Annotated in this window: 15 protein-coding genes; 12 read left to right on the forward strand and 3 right to left on the reverse strand. The window is 49.3% G+C overall.

Features of this window, described 5'->3' with window-relative positions; genetic code table 11:
* The first annotated feature begins 7 nt into the window (after window positions 1-7).
* From pduL to KHS78_RS03025, 4 genes are all read left to right on the forward strand, one after another.
* A complete protein-coding gene (pduL, locus tag KHS78_RS03010; protein WP_211824996.1) occupies window positions 8-673 on the forward strand; it encodes a phosphate propanoyltransferase in 666 nt (221 codons plus the stop codon).
* 16 nt (window positions 674-689) lie between these two features.
* The gene (gene eutJ / locus KHS78_RS03015; protein ID WP_211824998.1) at window positions 690-1,550 is read left to right on the forward strand and encodes an ethanolamine utilization protein EutJ; all 861 of its coding nucleotides are present in this window, start codon (window positions 690-692) and stop codon (window positions 1,548-1,550) included.
* Entirely contained in the window at window positions 1,547-2,296 is a 750-nt protein-coding gene (locus KHS78_RS03020) for a hypothetical protein (RefSeq protein ID WP_211825000.1), read from the forward strand. Before eutJ ends, KHS78_RS03020 begins: the two co-directional genes overlap by 4 nt.
* 981 nt (window positions 2,297-3,277) lie before the next feature.
* Window positions 3,278-4,441: an RING finger protein gene (locus KHS78_RS03025; protein ID WP_211825002.1), complete on the forward strand. Its 1,164-nt coding sequence runs from the start codon at window positions 3,278-3,280 to the stop codon at window positions 4,439-4,441.
* A 122-nt stretch (window positions 4,442-4,563) separates the two neighbouring features.
* On the opposite strand, the gene KHS78_RS03030 is transcribed toward KHS78_RS03025, so the two are convergent.
* Window positions 4,564-6,606 carry a leukocidin family pore-forming toxin gene (locus tag KHS78_RS03030; protein ID WP_211825004.1) on the reverse strand — a complete coding sequence of 681 codons (2,043 nt, stop codon included), beginning with the start codon at window positions 6,604-6,606 and terminating at the stop codon, window positions 4,564-4,566.
* Between the two features lie 335 nt (window positions 6,607-6,941).
* On the opposite strand from KHS78_RS03030, the gene KHS78_RS03035 reads away from it, so the two are divergent.
* The 6 genes from KHS78_RS03035 to KHS78_RS03060 all read left to right on the forward strand — a co-directional run bounded on the left by KHS78_RS03035 (window position 6,942) and on the right by KHS78_RS03060 (window position 12,847).
* Entirely contained in the window at window positions 6,942-8,276 is a 1,335-nt protein-coding gene (locus KHS78_RS03035; RefSeq protein WP_211825006.1) for a 4Fe-4S dicluster domain-containing protein, read from the forward strand.
* Window positions 8,276-8,824 (forward strand): BMC domain-containing protein, encoded by a 549-nt coding sequence (locus KHS78_RS03040; protein WP_211825008.1) that lies wholly within the window; start codon window positions 8,276-8,278, stop codon window positions 8,822-8,824. Before KHS78_RS03035 ends, KHS78_RS03040 begins: the two co-directional genes overlap by 1 nt.
* 307 nt (window positions 8,825-9,131) lie before the next feature.
* A complete protein-coding gene (locus KHS78_RS03045) occupies window positions 9,132-9,854 on the forward strand; it encodes an ABC transporter ATP-binding protein (RefSeq protein WP_211825010.1) in 723 nt (240 codons plus the stop codon).
* Window positions 9,854-11,116 (forward strand): ABC transporter permease, encoded by a 1,263-nt coding sequence (locus tag KHS78_RS03050; protein ID WP_211825012.1) that lies wholly within the window; start codon window positions 9,854-9,856, stop codon window positions 11,114-11,116. The genes KHS78_RS03045 and KHS78_RS03050 overlap by 1 nt, the downstream gene beginning before the upstream one ends.
* Before the next feature lie 21 nt (window positions 11,117-11,137).
* Window positions 11,138-11,671, forward strand: a complete 534-nt coding sequence (locus tag KHS78_RS03055) for a DUF3299 domain-containing protein (protein WP_211825013.1) — start codon at window positions 11,138-11,140, stop codon at window positions 11,669-11,671.
* Between the two features lie 264 nt (window positions 11,672-11,935).
* Window positions 11,936-12,847 carry an HET-C-related protein gene (locus tag KHS78_RS03060; RefSeq protein WP_211825014.1) on the forward strand — a complete coding sequence of 304 codons (912 nt, stop codon included), beginning with the start codon at window positions 11,936-11,938 and terminating at the stop codon, window positions 12,845-12,847.
* A gap of 72 nt (window positions 12,848-12,919) precedes the next feature.
* Here KHS78_RS03060 and KHS78_RS03065 read toward each other — a convergent pair whose 3' ends face one another.
* Window positions 12,920-13,777 carry a hypothetical protein gene (locus KHS78_RS03065; RefSeq protein WP_211825015.1) on the reverse strand — a complete coding sequence of 286 codons (858 nt, stop codon included), beginning with the start codon at window positions 13,775-13,777 and terminating at the stop codon, window positions 12,920-12,922.
* 287 nt (window positions 13,778-14,064) lie between these two features.
* On the opposite strand from KHS78_RS03065, the gene KHS78_RS03070 reads away from it, so the two are divergent.
* Both KHS78_RS03070 and KHS78_RS03075 read left to right on the forward strand, forming a co-directional pair.
* Entirely contained in the window at window positions 14,065-15,849 is a 1,785-nt protein-coding gene (locus KHS78_RS03070; protein WP_211825016.1) for a hypothetical protein, read from the forward strand.
* 430 nt (window positions 15,850-16,279) lie between these two features.
* Window positions 16,280-17,056, forward strand: a complete 777-nt coding sequence (locus KHS78_RS03075) for a DUF748 domain-containing protein (RefSeq protein ID WP_211825017.1) — start codon at window positions 16,280-16,282, stop codon at window positions 17,054-17,056.
* Between the two features lie 60 nt (window positions 17,057-17,116).
* On the opposite strand, the gene KHS78_RS03080 is transcribed toward KHS78_RS03075, so the two are convergent.
* Entirely contained in the window at window positions 17,117-18,097 is a 981-nt protein-coding gene (locus tag KHS78_RS03080) for a zinc-dependent alcohol dehydrogenase family protein (RefSeq protein ID WP_211825018.1), read from the reverse strand.
* Between the last annotated feature and the right edge of the window lie 21 nt (window positions 18,098-18,118).

Consider the following 18,118-nt stretch of genomic DNA (forward strand, 5'->3'; position numbering starts at 1 on the left):
TGAAACGATGAATACCAGCAGTGCCCTGAATCTGAGTGAAGACCAACTGCAACAGATCATCAACCAGGTGATTGGTGAATATTGTACCGACGCCAATGTCGGTAAAAAGCTGATCCCGATTGAAGCATCTGCCCGTCACGTTCATCTGTGCCAAAAAGATGTGGAAGCCCTGTTCGGTGAAGGCCACAAGCTGACCCCAAAGCGTGAACTCTCCCAGCCAGGTCAGTACCTGTGCGAAGAGCGGGTGACCGTGATCGGTCCCCAGGGTTCGTTCAAGCATGTCGCGGTTCTTGGCCCTGCCCGTCAGGACAGCCAGGTTGAAGTTTCACGCACTGACGCTCGTCAGTTGGGCGTGGATGCACCGTTGCGCGAATCCGGCGACACCGCGGCGACACCGGGCCTGTTCCTGTTGTCCGATAATGGCATGGTGCAGCTGAAGCAGGGCGTGATCGTTGCCCGCAACCATATCCACATGACCAGCAGCGATGCCGCCCGCCTGGGTGTGCAGGACAAGCAGGAAGTGGATGTGAAAATTGAGACTGACCGTCCGGTGACGTTCCACAAGGTACTGGTTCGTGTGAAAGACAGCTTCCATCTGGCCATGCACATCGATTTCGATGAAGCCAATGCTGTTGGCCTGCCGTCCGGCGCTCAAGGTGAGCTAGTCGCTTAAACGGAGGTAAACGACCATGTCTGAATGTAATACCGAACACGCTGATGTGCTGATCGAGGCGGTCGAAGAAAGCCTGACCCGTACAGGTAAAGTGACCCATCCGGAAGAACTGGTGGTCGGTGTCGACCTGGGTACTGCGTATATCGTACTGGTGGTGCTGGATCGTGACCGGCAGCCGCTGGCAACGGAAATGCAATTCGCCCAGGTGTTGAAAGACGGACTGGTCGTGGATTATGTCGGCGCACTGCATATTGTTCGCAAACTGAAGGAAAAGTTGGAAGAGCGCCTGGGCGTGACGCTGGACAAGGCTGCCATCGCCATGCCGTCCAACTCCGATGAATCCAGCTGCAAGACCCACCGCTACGTGGTGGAAGGTGCGGGCATGGATGTTGTCAATATGCTGGATGAGCCGACAGCAGCGAATCGGGTGCTGGACATCCAGAATGGTGCTGTCGTGGATATCGGTGGTGGTACCACCGGTTTGTCCATCTTCCGCGACGGTGAAGTGATCTACACCGCAGATGAAGCGACAGGCGGCACCCATTTGTCCCTTGTGCTGGCGGGTAACTACAAGACCAGCTTTGAAGAAGCGGAAGAGTTCAAGAAGAACCCGGCCAACCACCGTGATGTGGTGACCATTGTTCGCCCCGTGATTGAAAAAATGGGTACCATTGTCCGCGACCATATCCAGGGCTACGACGTCGAAGACATCTACCTGGTCGGTGGCACCACCTGCCTGCCTGACTTTGAGGCTGTGGTGGAAAAGCAGACCGGCGTGCGTACCCATAAGCCGAAAAATCCGTTCCTGGTGACCCCGCTGGGTATTGCCATCAGCGCGCTGGAAGCGCTTGAGACGCCTGAGGAAAATGCAGCATGAACACGGATGCACTGGTTGAACTGATCGCCCGGCGCGTATTGGAAGAATTGCTGGCACGTTCTGGCAGCCTGACGACAGAAACCGTTAAAAAAGAAACGGTGCTGGTGGTTGGTGACTGCGCTGACCGTGATGCGTTTGCCAAAACACTGGGGCAGGGTTTCTGCCTGAGTTTTGCCGCAGATATGGACCAGCCGGAAGCTGCCGGGTTTGATCATATTATTCTTGCCAGTTTGCCTAACAGCTTGTTATCGGCACTGACAATCGGGCTCGAACGTGGCAGTGAAGGTTGTGTGCTGGTTGAGTCCCTGTTGCTGGGCAAAACCGTACATATCCTGGAAGAAGGCATTGCGTATCGCCGTTTCCGTGAAACCGCCAAGCCGGCGTTCTACAAGGTATTTCAGGACAAGGAAGCACAACTGCTGTCGTTCGGTATGCAGGTGACAGGGTTGGATAGCCTGGCGGCTGCCCTGCGCGGACAGGTTGTCTCTGAAGTACCGGCGCCTCAGCGGGCTACGGTGAATGAAGTGACTTACCAGGTGGCTCCACCTGCGGAAGTCAGCATGGCTGACGCATCTGTTATCGGGCAAGCCTGTGAACTGACTCAGCGTGTTGTCGGTGAGCGAGATCTGCGTCGTTGCCTGGAGCAGGGCTTCACATGCATCACGCTGGGCCCTGACAGCCTGCTGACACCGTTGGCAAGAGACTACATCCGCATGACATCTGAACTGGATGTTGTGACGTCCTGACCCATCTTTTGAGGGGATGCGCAAGATTGCGCATTTTTTGGCGGCCATTTTATGGCCGCCTTTTTTATGCCTATCAGAAAATACCCGTTACATAGAAGGCAATATAGGGGGTAAATAACTCACAGGGTTTAATACAGATGTTTTTGTTAATGAATTCAGTAGGTTTTTTATTATTAACCGTAAATATATGGAGCTTTTTTCATGATAATAATTTTGGTTGTATCCGACGATTCTTGGATTGTCTGGTGAAATGATGGTTTTAATGCTCATTAAGCCGTATATTTGTGGTTAGGTATTAATGGCGTATGCAGGCAGAGTGTTTGGTTATTTTAATAAATGAGAATGGCTCTTTGATTTTTTTAGAGTTAATAAGAATAATTATAACATTATTTTTTCCAGAAGGTTTTATAGAGTATCTGTTGTAGATATTATCTTTCCTACAGGTTCTTTGTCAGAATGCCTGACATTATCGGGTAGAGAATGCTAATCGTAATTACTCTTCTGACAAGAATGCTTTGGCATTGTTGTCGTACTCTATTGCTTGATAATGGCTGTTTGGGAGGGAAAGGTAAATGAATAAAGCTATCTAAATATGTATGTCATTTTTGATTTTAATGTCAAAGCTATATTAAGTGGGTTTATTAATGGCGTCGAGTATTTAAAGTGGCTCTAGTAATGGTGTTGCTATCAAATGCACAGTCTCATACTGTGACATATAGGATATAAGATCTAACTCGGTCGTTGTTTATTATAAGAGATAATTTGATAAGATTTCGCATGCATTAATCGGTTTTGAGAAAGAACTGTATTTATGAGATGTAGGATATATTGACGCTTGCCAGTTCGACGTGATCATGAACTTTATTGTGAATTGGGTGTCGCATTATGGAATAAAGTGTTTATTTTTCATGGAGAGATGTTGATATGCATAGTAGGCTTCAAAGTGTCAATCGTTGTCTATTCCCAGTACAGTCTGGAGCTATGGCAAGCGCTGCTGATACACTAAATCCTTCTGTTGTTGATGGAAGGCCAGTCGTTGGTGTCGACCCCGATGCTGACATGTTGTTAGAACCTTGTTCTCAGCAAAACACTGATAGCATGAACAGCAGGCCAAGGGAACTTTCGGTTGTAGTAGGGTCCCCTATGGCAGGTCAGCCAACGGTATCACCTGAAATGCCAGACACTGACTATCAGCCGTCTACTCATACGATTTCAGTTAAGCGTTATCTCGAAAGATTAAACAGTGTGAAATCAGATTCGAGTGACCCTTATTTTCAATTATGCCTGCTCAAACATCAGCCCGGCTGCATAAACATAGAGAATAATGACGAGATAACAGATCTGGATGAATGTGCGAAAGAGGTGAAGCGCTCTACCACTCAGCTTTTTAGCGCTTTTAAGGTATTGTATCCCCAAAGGATAAGAACTCTCACAGGTTTATGGGAGAAGGTTTCACCTCAACTTAGGGAGTTGTTTGTTCGCTATGGGTTTTATGCTTCAGAAGATACGGTGCAAAGAGAGCTTAGCCTGCTCTGTTTCGTTGATGGTTGTAGGATACCGCATATTAATCTTGAGACTTTCAAGCTGGAAATGCTTGTGACTGCTCATTCGAAAAGTTGTAAATTAATTCGACAATTGTGCAAAAAGATAGAGGTCTATAAAGAATTTAACGAAATTATTGCGAAAAGCCATATGAGTCATTCTACAAGTAAAGATTCTGGTTTGAACATGTGCTTTGAGGAAGCGTTACTTTCACCTCTGCGGCGTAGATCAGATTCAATTGATAGCTTTCAGTCGTATGGTGATGATTCATCTTTCCCTCATACGCCAAATTCAGAAACTTTGGCTGAGAATATGGAGATGGAAGTGGATGAGTGCCCTGGTGAACACGCTGCAAAGCCTATGGGAGATACTAATAATAACGAGATTGATGAGGATCCTGATGCCCTTCGCTTGTGTGTTATATGCACAGATGCCTCTGCAGTTATAGTAGCTATGCCATGTGAGGATATGAGTTTTTGTAAAAGCTGTTTTGTTGAGTATCTGGCACGTAATAATGGGTTAGGCAAGGCCACGTGCCCGTATTGTAGAAAAGTCATTGAAAGTTATATATCACCTAGATTTTGCGGTTTTGCTCGGCAGTAAGCTATTAGTGAAAATTAAACGATAATATTGTTTATTCTTTGATTAAAAATAAACAAGCCTGTGAAATTAAAAACTTAACACTTATTTTAAAAAGCCCCGCAAATATGCAGGGCTTTTTAAAATCAATTCTGGCATGCCATGGCTTGCCCTAAATATTCCCAGTCACTATTATTTGAATGCTCCTCCGGGTAGTTTCCATATACAGGGTTAAGTAGCCTGAAATAGTCAATGTTACCTGTTACTGGATCATGGTTACGGTAAATATCTCCAATACGCCCCACATTATTGGGCGCTTCCTGCCAAGCGTGGCAGTAAGGAATATTGTAGATAGAGGTGAAAGATGTCAGCGTTCTCTGGCTTACACCTTCAATTCCTGTTTCGTACGAAGGGCTCATCAGGAGTGTTGCTGTATCGGTTTCATGAGCCAGCAGATGACATGAGAGCATGTTTTGTAAATGGTCTGAATCTTCCAGCCACTGCCAGCGTTGACTGAGGCGGGCATCACAACGGTTAAGGCGGGTCAGGTCATCGCCATCAAGGCACATGGTTGTATCCAGTGTGCTCAGATAACGACCCATTGCGTCGTAAATAAAGGCCTGGTGCTTGCTGATAAGACTGCACTCCTGAGGGGACAGGTTAAAATCATTGTCGTAGCTCAGGCATAGGTTGTTGAAACCGCCTAACTGCAGGTTGACTGGGTAGCCTCCTGTGAATACAGGATGATTCCAGTCCACCGTAAAGCCGGCATGTGCAGTGATGCGCTGGTCAAGGTGGTCTGTCTCGAAGGCTTCATAGGCGACGTGAGCGCCAATAAGGTAAAAATAGAGGAATGCACCCGTATATAGGGGGCGAGCCTGTACGGATGTGTCCAAGGAAAATGTCGTTGTACCGGATTCCTGACTGTTCGCCTTGTAGATAACATCAAGACGAGGGGTAAAGTTTGAATAGGCGATCGGACTGATTTTGCTGGTATCGACAGGATAGGTCACGTAAGAGTCAAACACCGGATCAGTGCCTTTGGATAACAGGGAGTCCCGGCTGGCGTATTCACTTCTGTCCCAGGTGAAAAGGACTTCGCGATCACTCGGGGTGGCTTTCTGGATACTGTATTCGGCTGTGCTGAAGGAGAGGGTACGATTCTGCTCATAGGTGGCAATTGGAATCAGCAGCCCCTTGGCGCCCTCCTTATGGTTTTCTGTTCCGAGTTCTGCTGAAACACCCAGAGAAAAACCGGAGGTTTCCGTCTTCTCATACTGCGGATTGATATTCGATGACGGGGTTGTTTTCAGGATTGCCGCTTTATCATTCGAAGCCTTGATGGAGAGTTCGTAAGACTGGGCATAGACATCCGTACTCCAGTCGCGATACCAGCTGTTTACACCGGTATAACCCGGTTTGGTGACACGGTGCCCCAGTCGACTGTTCAGATGTATACCGGCGCCTGAAACGTCATCATCCAGGGTGATGCGGACAATTTTGGCATCGGGTGTCGCAGAACCCGTGGTGCCGTATTGCAGTGAGCGTTCCCAGTTGACGCGGTAAATGAGCGAAATGTTGCCGCGCTCACAAAAATTCGACGTACCCTTTTCAGGCCAGACATAGGAGGTTGGGAATGTGCACTCCTCAGTGGTCATTGGGTGGAACATGTTGATGTAAAACGCCAGGTGCGGCAGGGATGTTTGCTCGTCTATGCTGCTGACAGCGCGATATTCCCGCATAGATCGCGTTTGATCGCGTTGTTCGATTGCATCGAGGTTCTCAATCAGTTCCGGGAGTGTTACATCATCCTGGCTATTGTAGGGGGTGTAGAGCATCTGCTCTTTATAGCGACTCACCAAAAGCCGATCTTGGTCAAAAGCAATACCAAACAGGTTTTGCACAGCTTTGCGCATTTCAGCGACGCTACGGGAAGCCTGCCTGTCGACAACATCAATCAGGTATTTTTCACCTTCATCGATGACATGATGACGCAAGGTGTTGTAAACAGATTCACTGTCAGCCGCGACATTCAACAGATCCACAATATGGATGACATTGACGGTTTGTCCTGTCGGAACGATATAGTGATCGTCATCAATGTTTGTGGCAGAACTAGTTTGGACATTGCCCATACTGCCCGTCAGGGCAAGCAGACATAAAAACGTTTTTCGCAATGAAACGGACATGGAAATTAAACCTCTCTGTGTTAACTACCCGTTCTGATTGCGAAAGCGCGACAAAGTTTCCTTTCTCCAGTGGATTTGTTCACGGTATGGGCTGCTTGGTTCCTGAAAAAACGTGAATAAAAGCAGGGGATTACACGTTTTGGTCCCGTTGATGTATGTCACTGTTTGGTGATATTTCAGGCAGGTTTTGACGACACATCCCCACCTCTTTTGACTTGGTTCAATCTGATGCACTGGTGCTGCGGTTACCATGCGCCACCATCGAAAAATTTCTGTATGGCTGTCCCGGTGATTCTCTGTCCGCCACAGCTGTACCGGATAGCCACGAGAGAGCCATGGACTTAGTTGAACTCGTCCGCCAGGCGGGTGTAGTCGGGGCCGGCGGCGCCGGTTTTCCTACTCACGTCAAACTGAATGCCGAAGCGGAATACCTGATTATCAATGCGGCGGAATGCGAACCGCTGCTGCAAACCGACCAGTTCCTGATGCGCGAGCGACCGGCGGAGCTGATTGGCGGCATCCTGCTGGCCAGGGCGCAGATCAAGGCCGAGAAGGCAGTGATTGCGGTTAAAGGCAAGTACGGTCGTGAAATTGCCGCACTGCGTGACACCATCGTACGTATGGATGCGCCGGTAGAGATTTTCGAATTGCAGAATTTCTACCCGGCCGGTGACGAGCAGATGACGGTGTACGAAGTGACTGGACGTTCCGTACCTCCCGGTGGCATTCCGCTGAACGTGGGTTGCGTGGTCTCCAACGTTGCCACAATGATCAACGTGTTCGAAGCGACCCAGGATATTCCGGTCACTGAGAAGTATGTCTCCGTACTCGGTGATGTGAACGAGCCTCGGGTCATCAAGGTACCGGTAGGCACGTCCTTTGAAGAGTGTCTGGCGGCGGCTGGCGGTGTCAGCATTCCGAAGTTCTGCATTATCCGTGGCGGCCCGATGATGGGCGGCATGGTGCATGAGAACGAACTGGCGGACATGTACATCACCAAGACCGATGGTGCTCTGATTGTTATCCCGGCTGACCATTACCTGGTAGAGCGGGCCGATGAAACCGAGATTCAGATGCTCAACCGTGCCCGCGCCTGTATCAGCTGCGGTTACTGCACGGACCAGTGTCCCCGTTACCTGATCGGCCATCCGCTGCATCCGCACAAGATGATGCAGGCAGTGAAATACGCGAAGGAGATTGATGAATCCCTGAGCGAAGCGCTGCTGTGCTGCGCCTGTGGTGTTTGTGAAATGTATGCCTGCCCGATGGGTATCTCGCCGCGCCAGGTGAACCTGTATATCGCCGGTAAACTGCGTGAAAAAGGCATTCGCTACCAGCACGATGGCAGTGAAGTGATCGCCCGCGAAAACCGGGAAATGCGTAAGGTGCCGCCACACCGTTTGATTTCACGTCTGGACCTTGGCAGCTATGACCATCAGCCGCTGAAGGAATTCCGCGATGTGGCGATCGAGAAGGTGACCGTTTCCCTGTGGCAGCACATTGGCGCGCCCAGTGAGGCAACCGTCAAGGTCGGTGACCCCGTTGTCAGGGGACAGGTGATCGGTGCGATTCCGGATGGCAAGCTGGGTTCCATGATCCACGCCAGTATCGACGGCCAGGTGGTCGCAGTGAATGAAAGTCAGGTTGTTATTGCCCGAGGTCATGCGTAATGAGTAATGCACTGGGATTGCTGGAATTCACCAGCATTGCAAAGGGAATCCAGGCGGCGGACGCCATGACCAAGGCGGCTGACGTGCGTCTGCAGGAAGCCAAGACCATCTGCCCGGGTAAGTACCTGGTGATCGTTTCTGGCGATGTGGCTGCAGTAAGCGCATCCGTGGAAGCCGGTGAAGAGATCGGTCGTCAGACCATCGTTGATCGCCTGCTGATTCCGAACATTCACGAAGAATTGATCGCTGGTCTGAGCGGCATGACGGATATCCAGCATACCGGCGCAGTCGGCGTACTGGAGTTCTTTAACGTGGCTTCTGCAGTGGTTGCTGCCGATGCGGCTGCCAAGGCGGCGGACGTGAAGATGATGGAAGTACGTCTGGGCATGGCGATTGGCGGTAAGTCTTTCGTGACCATGACCGGTGAATTGTCTGCCGTGAACGCAGCGGTGGACTCTGGTGTGATGGCGGCCAATGAATCCGGCATGCTGATTCACAAGACGGTTATTGCTTCTCCCACAGAAGAACTGTTCCGCAAATTGCTCTAATCCTTCATGGACTGACCTGTCAGTTGAAATGGCAGGTCAGTTATGACCGAATCATCTTCCTGCTTTTATACCGTTTCCATAATCAAAAGCGATGCATGTCTGTTAGATACGCTGCCTTACATTTATTGATTCAAATTAACCCACCCGACATAAATCATTTTTTCAATCGCTGGACATGACCAATCTCAACGAATTGAGACCTTGGTGCTTTATTCTGCCGATCCAGTTCTGATCCTGTCTTATTTATGACATTGCAAGACGCTCTCAATCGTGTCGTTGTTCTCAGCAGGAGAATCTGGTCATCACCATGTTTGATCAAGCATCACCCATCCAACTGTCAGACATGCTATTCGGCTGGCAGCCTGACAACCCTGTTATTAATATTGCCGCATTTGAACTGCAGGCGGGTTCACGCTGTTTTCTGAAAGGCCCCAGCGGCAGTGGTAAAACTACGTTGTTGGGGCTGATAGGCGGGGTACTGGAACCCCAGCAAGGGACGGTTAATATTCTGGGAACGGCGATTAACCGATTGCCGGTCAGTCAGAGAGATACCTTCCGTGCCAACCATATTGGTTACATCTTTCAGATGTTCAACCTGATTCCTTATTTGTCAGTACTGGAAAATGTCATATTGCCTGCGAGTTTTGCGCCGGTGCGTAAAGAGCGGGCCATACAGCAAAGTGCATCGTTGGCAGAGGAAGCCGTGCGCCTTCTGAATCACCTGGGATTGACCGGTCAAAACCTTATTCATCGGCCTGTCACTGAACTCAGTATCGGCCAGCAACAGCGGGTGGCAGCGGCGCGCGCATTGCTCGGTCAGCCTGAAATCATTATTGCTGACGAGCCAACGTCAGCACTGGACAGTGACAGCCGGGAAGCATTCCTGGAATTACTGTTTGAGGAATGCCGTTCAGCGGGTAGCACGTTGCTGTTTGTCAGCCACGACTCGGCGCTGGAAGGATTGTTTGACCAAACCGTTTCACTGAACGCAATCAACCGTTCTGCTGGTAACACCCTGGAGGCTTGCTGATGTCGATTCTTGGACTGACCATCAAAAGCATCCTGAATCGCAGGCTGACTGCGACACTGACCGTGCTGTCCATCGCCATCAGTGTGTTATTGCTGCTGGGGGTTGAACGCATCCGGGTGGAAGCACGGCAGAGTTTTACCAATACCCTTTCCGGCACAGACCTTATCGTGGGCGCCCGTACCGGCGACATTAACCTGCTACTCAGTTCTGTCTTTCATATTGGCAATGCATCAAGCAATGTCAGCTGGGAGAGTTATGAAGAAATCCGCAACCATCCTGCCGTTGCCTGGACCATTCCGGTCTCCCTGGGGGACTCCCACCGGGGACACAGGGTGATGGGTACCAGCAGTGACCTGTTCAGGCATTTCCGATACCGCGGTGACTCCCCGCTGGTAGTGGCCGATGGCCAACCATTCTCGGACCTGTTCGATGCAGTGATTGGCGCTGAAGTCGCCAGGAAGCTGGGCTATACCGTGGGTCAGGACATTGTTCTGTCACACGGTGTGGATGCCGTTGCCATGCATCATCATGAGGATAAGCCGTTCAGAGTCAGTGGTATATTGTCGCCTACCGGCACACCCATTGATAAAACCATCCTTGTGTCCCTGGCGGGTATCGAAGCCATGCATATTGACTGGCATAACAGCTCGGCGCCGGTACCCGGACTGGAAACCAGCGCCGAAGAAGCCCGTGAAATGGCCCTTCAGCCAACATCTGTGACGGCATTTTATATGGGGCTGACGTCAAGGATGGCCACGTTCAGGGTTCAGCGCCTGATCAATGAGTATGGCGACGAGGCATTGCTGGCCATTCTGCCTGGTGTGGCATTACAGAATCTGTGGCAGCTCGTGGGTGCGGGAGAAAAAGCGCTGCTGTTTGTCTCGGGTCTGGTTCTGCTGGCGGGACTGGTGGGGATGTTGACCACGGTGCTGACGTCATTAAACGAGCGTCGTCGTGAAATTGCCATCCTCCGCTCGATTGGCGCGAAGCCTGTTCATACCTTTTTGCTACTGCTCAGCGAGACGCTGATTTATACCGTGGCGGGATGTGCCCTTGGTATCGGCTTGCTCTACGGCGGTCTGTTGGTGGCACAACCACTGGTTCAGGCTCAGCTGGGCATTTACCTGCCGATTAGTTTGCCTGCCTTTAAGGAGGTGATGATGCTGGCCGGGATTATCCTGCTATCTGCAACCCTGGGACTGCTGCCAGCCTGGCGTGCCTACAAACACTCACTGGCCGATGGTCTGACGGTTCGTGTATAGGTTCTGACAATGCGATACAACATGATGAAAACTGTCGTTATGGTTCGTTTGCTTTCCCATTGTTCCATGTTACTGCTGGCATTGTTGACCAGTACGCAGGCTTTGGCAGGCATTCAGGACGATGCGTTACGGGTTGTCTGGAAAGACCTTCGGCCGACCGTCGATAAGACGGTGGTCAAGGATTACCGCAACGGCGCCATCGCCAAGGATGTCTTTGATTCCTATATGGAAGGCTATAGTCGTACGATTGTTACTGACTATGACAACCGGCTGGTCAAGATTCCCGGTTACCTTGTACCGCTGAACATGCGTGAAGACATGACAGCGACCCAGTTCCTGTTAGTACCTACCGCAGGCGCCTGTGTGCATGTGCCGCCGCCCAGCCCGAACCAGATCGTTTACATTGAGTATGAAAAGGGGATGACGTACGAGGAAACGGCCATGTACCCCTACTGGGTCTACGGCAAGCTGACGTCTACCATGAAGACCAGTGAATACTCGGATGCAATGTATTCCATGAAGGCAGAATTGGTGACAGATTACATTACCTGGTAAAGCGTTAGTGTGAAGGGTTGATTAATAAGCAGGTTGGATCGTTTTTCAGCCTGCTTTTTTTAACAAAAAAACGAATTTGGTATGTTGGTGCCAAATATTGACCTGTATTCGTGTTACGCCAGTAAACCCTGATCAGGCCTGAGAATTTAAGATAGCCCGTTGACGCAAATCACTATGAATGCAGTGATAGAAATTACTATCCATCGACAGGAAGTCATGTTCCTAATCCATTTCATTTCTTAGGTATTTCAGGTTTTTTTGATTATGACAATCAAAAACATCAGCAAGATTGCTGCGGGTGTTGCCCTGGCTGTTGCTGCTACAGCGTCCTATGGTATGTCGACGTTTGGATCTCATCCTAAAATCACCGAGGAAGCCGCCAAGTATGGCATGTGGGCGCCGGAAGCCATGCAGCTTCTGAAGGCTTCTGTCGTTTATCCGGATCGTGATTTCAACACGACTGGTGGTGACAAGGATTACATTCCCGAAGTCCATTTTGACCGTTACCAGACAGAAACCAACAAGGAAGCCTTTACGAATGGTATCGTTATGTTCCGCAAGAACCTGGCAGCCGCTTCCAAGATGGCGATTGTCGGCGATCTGAACGGCGCATTCACCTACCTGGGCAGTGCCCTGCATGCCTCTGAAGATTTCATCTCTCACTCCAACTACATTGAGATGAGCGAGAAAGAGCAGCGGATCATTGATGAAATCTTCTTTGAAGGCCGTGACATTAACGATGTACCGAAAAGCCTGAAGCTGACCCACTATGATCCGGACATGCCGATCCCGGGTATCCCTGAAGGTAGTGACTATCCCCACAACATCATGAGCAAGGATTATCCGTTCCGTGGCAAGGTATCCCGTCGTCACTTCGAGAACTACGATGCCCTGGGGTATGAAGTCGCCTTTGATAAAGGGGTACGTTACGGCCGTCGTGTATTGAATGCATTCATGCTGTCAGTGCCTGAAGACGTTTACCGCACCATGACCAACGTTGAGTTGTGGAACGTGTATCCGCCCAAGCCCAGCAACTGTAAGGTTGGCAGCGTTGAAAAGATCACGTTCGGTACCGGTATGGATGCCAACGTCAACGTGGTTTGTGAAGGTAAGCCGGATTACATCTATCCGCCGCTGACGAATCGTAAGCAGCCGCCAGCGGGTTATCTGGATTGATACCCTGACGGTAAACAGTCAATAACGGCGCATGGCTGAATGCGCCGTTATCTTTTGTGTTCAAGTCGCATTTCAAGAGGAAGATTCAGAGTCCTTGAGTTTCGCTTTCTTGGCGGTGGTTGGCTCATAGGAAAGGGATGTATCAGCAGGTCTTTTTTGTGTTGAAGTGCTGGCAGATTTTGATAGACTTTCTAACAACCTGCGAATAGATTGATGCTTGCCTTCTAAATACAATCTATGTCCTTCGGTAGGAATAAGCTGTTCATATCTTTCTTTCAGCAAGTGTTGGTTTTTTTGAATTTTGGAATAGTTTTCTTTTAACGCTAGTAAGTTAGCGTGTGTGTCACTGATCAGATTTTGAGTGTCAGTTACTGAAGTTGACTGGCCTTCGGCTAGGTGCTGAAAACGTTCTAGCAAATGATCAAGCGATTGCATATATTCCTCTGATTGCTGGCTCAGAGCTGAGTTGTATTCTTTTAGCGCCGTCTTTCCGCCTGTAATTTCGAGACCCAGGTTGAGAACGTCATGAAAAGAGCTAAGGTCTTTCTTTTTGAGCATATCTATCAGTGTTGAGTCTGGAGGGGTATCGGGCAAGAATTCACTTATCAATGCTCGATGTTCATTAGATAACGTTTTCAATGCTTCTGGTATGTCATCAATGACTGATACGTTAAGTATCTTTTGGCATTGCTCTACAATATATGTATGCACCTCTGTGTATGTTTCTTCACCAAGAGAGGAATCGCTAGAGGAATCCAATATGCAATACTCAGACTTCTTGGAGGGAGGGCTATGTGCTGCTGTTTGCCGGTGTGGGGGCACCTCTGTCACTGTTCTGCCACCCGATCTTGCCACGGTCGACTTACTGGTTTCCGGAGTCGGTGAGTGGTTGCTGCTACCATTGTTACTTGTCGCTTTGCTTGTCTCCATAAATACTCCGTCTCTTTAACTAACAAGCCTATCCATTCTTTATTTATGAAAAGACCCTACTAGGACTATAACCATAAGGTTTTCAGAAAGTACTTCAGTGACGAATAGGGCAGATCTGATGACAAAGTAAATAACCAATATGTTAAGTGTGGTTTCCCAAAGCAGCCTGAATGCTGACAGTTTTGGGTGATATAGGGAAAGACGATCAAAAAACTACGATCCTGCGGAACTATTTTCAGCGGCATCCTTCTATTTAAGGTGTATCTTTGATCTTAAGGGAATAGATAATGGCAAGTAGTTCTCCGAGTAAAAAAATAGAGCAAGATCTTTTAAGTCTTGGCTGGCGTCCAAAGGATAAAAGAGCGAAAGCTGAATTTGCGTCACAGAAAGTAACCTTAAAAAAGGGACGCTCAATTCTGGATTTAACGCAGCTGGATGAACCTGTTCCCTCTGGCCACACCAGGCGACAATCCCTACAGCGATATCGGACCGCTTCAACATTAGTAGCAACAGCTGCAAGACAGGAGATAGAGGAACCTGTACCGGTTAAAGAGGCCAAAACAGATCTTGAAAACAGTGAGTTTTTCTTTTTGCACTGTTTGCTGTTGAATAAACTGTCGGAGGAGGGTTTTTCCCGTGATGACGCTTCATGTCATGATCTGTGCCGGCTTACAGATCAGGCGATTGAATATGTTGATTATTTGACTTCGCTGGCGGAGGGTGCGCTCGGCAATCTGCATACCGTTGTCCCGGATCAGATATCACCGACCATCAGGGGTCGGCTTCTCAAAAATCTGCATAGTTACGAGATTCTTAAGAAAGATTTTTTTATTCAATGTAGGAATGTCTTTGAACAAGGGCTGAAAACTGCAGTAAAGCGAGAGCTTAAGCCAGACTTTGATGCTGAAATGCCATACGTTGTCGTAACCCAGCGGGAAGATATGGTAGAGAAACTAAAGCAGGGCTGGGAGCATCTGATTCGTTATCTTGACCAATGTCGTGAATGCTTGCCTGCACCTTCTGTATTGGTGGATGAGTATTGCCTTGAACTTCCCCTGCTTTCGGATATCAAGGTAAAAACGGCCTTGAGGGATATGATCGAGAAGTTACAGCGAGCGGCGAACCTTATGGATAAAAACTGGATAGCGTTAGATTACGCGATAGGAGAAAAAACCATACCTGATTACATCAGGAGGGAAAGAACATACAGCGTACTGCTTCCTATTAATAATCAACCATTGCCACCCAGTTGTGACACGCTTGATGATTCTACGTTGTCTGATGACTCCCTTGAAAAGAAGCGCCCGGTGCAACCTCCCTCGGTGATTGCTAGAAGCTCTTCTATTGGTGTGGAGTTGGATGATAAAAAAGCCTTTCTCACAGCGTCAGAGGCAAAAGCATACATCGATAGCCTGTCAGAAAAAGAGTCACGGCAATCTGCTCAGGCCTCTTGCGTTGGGCTGACAACTTGCGTTGGGTTCAAGGCTATTAGCTCATTTGATCCTAAACCATCACGCTACAGTAGCTTGGAACCTGTTTCTAAACAGCTGTTGTCTCAAATGCCAAAGCGAGGACGTGAAATTATCAGGAAAGTCAGGATAAAGCTGAATGAAATGGATAATTCAGCTGACCCTCAGGCTATGATGACGAAGGTGCAGAAGAGGGATTTAAAAAAATTATTAAAGGATCTGCAGTTATCATCGGCTTTTTGGACAACAGAGTTTCCATCGCTACAGAAAGTTTATAGTGATTGCTATGAAGAGAGCCTCATGCGCAGCCGTGAAAAGCAAGAACGAAAATTATTGGAAGTATTTAAAAATCTGTTCAAGAAGGAAAAGTCTCGCCGGCAGCGACACCTGACGGAATCGGATACTCCGGTTCAAGAATATTTCCGGCCCCCCTCACCAGAACGGTTTTATTCATTACCGGTAGGTGACTCGTCCGGCCACCTTATACCGCCTGAAATAATGGATATTATACCTCCAACACCATCACACAGTGAGAATAGTGGTGCGTCCCCCGCAGCGGAGCTGTCACCTGAACCTTCATCCGCAGGTGTTGATTTGGTTTGATCAGTTGTTCATTCGTCATCACAGGGTGAAATGATCCGCTATTATGCCTTTCGGGACTTTGTGGGGGATTATGGTTACTGTCGATAAGTTGTGTTTTTTCGACAATGATTAGGGGGAGTATTCAACTTTTTGTAAGCGTTGTATTTCAGCCTCTACGGCAGCTTTCTGCTTCTCTTGCTCAAGATGACTTTCGAAAATTGTAATTCCTGTATCCAACTAAACTGCGCTGCAGCTTATGGCATTTGATACAGCCTGGTTGATAACGGATTAGCGAATATTTCTGTCTATTCAGGTTGCCGAGTCATTCGAAAACACGGGAATCCGTCACTGGCGCTGTGGTTTTGCGCTGGACAACAGGTTATGGCGGAGTAGACTCCCTTGCGTCCAATTGTCTCTATAACATCATTTTGGCCGGGTAAGGGGAAAGCCCATGAGTATCAAGAAGACGGTTTCGATTGCACTGGTTGCGATTGTGGCGCTAATGGTTCTGGTGGTCGTGATCACCCTCCGGAACCTGGATGGTATTGTCAAAGACGTGATTGAGACGACTGGCTCCAAAATAACGGGGACGCCCGTTACGCTGAACAGTGTCAAGATCACCTTGCGTGATGGCCGCGGTGAATTGAATCAGCTGGCCATCGCCAATCCCAAAGGGTTTGAGAGCCCTGATATTTTCAGCATGAATGCAATTGCTCTGCAGGTGAGCCCCAAGTCCCTGTCAGGTCCGGTGGTTGTCATTAATGAAATCCTTGTTGATGGTATGGATATCACGGCAGAACAGAAAGGTGCGACTACGAATATCCAGACCCTGTTAAAGGATATCAAGGAGCGCAGTGCGAAGAAGCCTGCCGGTGAAGAAGAAAAGCCTGCTGAGCCTGCCAAGAAAGAAGAGGGTGCCGATATCCGCCTGATGGTGGAAAACCTCAGCTTTACCAATGCCACGTTGAAGTTGATGACTGAGGACAAGGGTGACCATACCCTCAAAATGCCTAATATCGTCATGACTAACCTTGGGGATAAAACCACGGGTTTGACGCCGGACGAACTGAGTGAAGAGATTCTTAACCGCCTGTTGGCACAAACTGAGAAAGTTGTCGCCGACCGCCTGCAGGACATTGCGCGGAAAAAGCTGGAAGAAGAGTTATCGAAAAAACTGTCTGATAAAGACAAGGAAAATCTGAATAAACTGAAGTCCCTGTTCCAGTAATCCATAAAAAAGCCCCTGAAAGAGGGGCTTTTTTATGGATGAGACAACGTGCAGGTTCCATTATTCCGCGCTCAGGACAATCTTGCCGACCGCTTTACGGTCTTCTAGATGCCGATGGGCATCAGCCACATCCCAGATGGTGAACCGCTTCGGGTCAATCAGGGGATTGATAACACCGTTATCGACCAGCCGTGCAATCTCTTCCATGATCTTGCCGTGGGCCGGGCGGTTGATACCATGGACCAGCGGGATCAGCATAAGGATGCCATGCAGACTCAGGCTTTTCAGTACGACCTGTGAGGTGTCGTCTACTGGCAGTGTGGTAGCCACCTCACCGTTGAAACGTACGGCCTCAAAGCTACGCTGGATATTGGCGCCGGCGATGGTGTCAAAGACCTTATCGAAGCCCTGGCCATCCGTATATTGGCGAACGTAATCCGCAACCGGCGTATCAACGCTGTTGACCACGTGATCGGCGTTCAGCTGCCTTGCGGTTTCCAGGTTGCGGGGCGTGGTCGTAGTGGTGACGGTTGCACCCAGATGTTTGGCCAATTGAATAGCGATATGGCCGACTCCGCCTGTCGCGCCATGTATCAACAGATTGTCGCCTTTCTGGATGTTCATCTTGTCATGCAGGGCCTCCCAGGCTGTCAGGGATACCAGCGGCAATGCGGCGGATTCTTCCATGGTCAGGCTGTTGGGCTTATGGGCCATGAGATCCGCATCAACCAGCATGTATTCCGCCAGTGCACCATCCTGACCGGCAATACCACCGGCGCAGCCATAAACTTCGTCGCCGGGCTTGAACCGGGTGACGCCCTCACCCACCTCTTTGACAGTACCGGCGACATCGCCATGAAGGATTTCCGGCAGGTTGGCTGACCACGGAGTTTCGACAGAACGGAGCATGGTATCCAGCGGGTTGACGCTGGAGGCTCGCACTTCGACGACCATATGGCCAGCCTTTGCGACAGGCATGGGCTTTTCGGTTTGCTCGAACACATCAGCGGCGCCTAACTGGCGGACAATCATGGCTTTCATGGAACAGCTCTCATCCTGGTC

The organism is Kistimonas asteriae, from assembly GCF_018263925.1.
In the GTDB taxonomy this organism is placed as follows: Bacteria; Pseudomonadota; Gammaproteobacteria; order Pseudomonadales; family Endozoicomonadaceae; genus Kistimonas; species Kistimonas asteriae.

What these genes read in the sequence shown, in the direction of transcription:
- KHS78_RS03080 (WP_211825018.1), bottom strand. Translation starts at nt 18,097, where the DNA reads ATGAAAGCCATGATTGTCCGCCAGTTAGGCGCCGCTGATGTGTTCGAG.
- KHS78_RS03045 (WP_211825010.1), top strand. Translation starts at nt 9,132, where the DNA reads ATGTTTGATCAAGCATCACCCATCCAACTGTCAGACATGCTATTCGGC.
- KHS78_RS03055 (WP_211825013.1), top strand. Translation starts at nt 11,138, where the DNA reads ATGATGAAAACTGTCGTTATGGTTCGTTTGCTTTCCCATTGTTCCATG.
- KHS78_RS03040 (WP_211825008.1), top strand. Translation starts at nt 8,276, where the DNA reads ATGAGTAATGCACTGGGATTGCTGGAATTCACCAGCATTGCAAAGGGA.
- pduL (WP_211824996.1), top strand. Translation starts at nt 8, where the DNA reads ATGAATACCAGCAGTGCCCTGAATCTGAGTGAAGACCAACTGCAACAG.
- KHS78_RS03020 (WP_211825000.1), top strand. Translation starts at nt 1,547, where the DNA reads ATGAACACGGATGCACTGGTTGAACTGATCGCCCGGCGCGTATTGGAA.
- KHS78_RS03025 (WP_211825002.1), top strand. Translation starts at nt 3,278, where the DNA reads ATGGCAAGCGCTGCTGATACACTAAATCCTTCTGTTGTTGATGGAAGG.
- KHS78_RS03050 (WP_211825012.1), top strand. Translation starts at nt 9,854, where the DNA reads ATGTCGATTCTTGGACTGACCATCAAAAGCATCCTGAATCGCAGGCTG.
- KHS78_RS03070 (WP_211825016.1), top strand. Translation starts at nt 14,065, where the DNA reads ATGGCAAGTAGTTCTCCGAGTAAAAAAATAGAGCAAGATCTTTTAAGT.
- KHS78_RS03030 (WP_211825004.1), bottom strand. Translation starts at nt 6,606, where the DNA reads ATGTCCGTTTCATTGCGAAAAACGTTTTTATGTCTGCTTGCCCTGACG.
- KHS78_RS03060 (WP_211825014.1), top strand. Translation starts at nt 11,936, where the DNA reads ATGACAATCAAAAACATCAGCAAGATTGCTGCGGGTGTTGCCCTGGCT.
- KHS78_RS03065 (WP_211825015.1), bottom strand. Translation starts at nt 13,777, where the DNA reads ATGGAGACAAGCAAAGCGACAAGTAACAATGGTAGCAGCAACCACTCA.
- KHS78_RS03035 (WP_211825006.1), top strand. Translation starts at nt 6,942, where the DNA reads ATGGACTTAGTTGAACTCGTCCGCCAGGCGGGTGTAGTCGGGGCCGGC.
- KHS78_RS03075 (WP_211825017.1), top strand. Translation starts at nt 16,280, where the DNA reads ATGAGTATCAAGAAGACGGTTTCGATTGCACTGGTTGCGATTGTGGCG.
- eutJ (WP_211824998.1), top strand. Translation starts at nt 690, where the DNA reads ATGTCTGAATGTAATACCGAACACGCTGATGTGCTGATCGAGGCGGTC.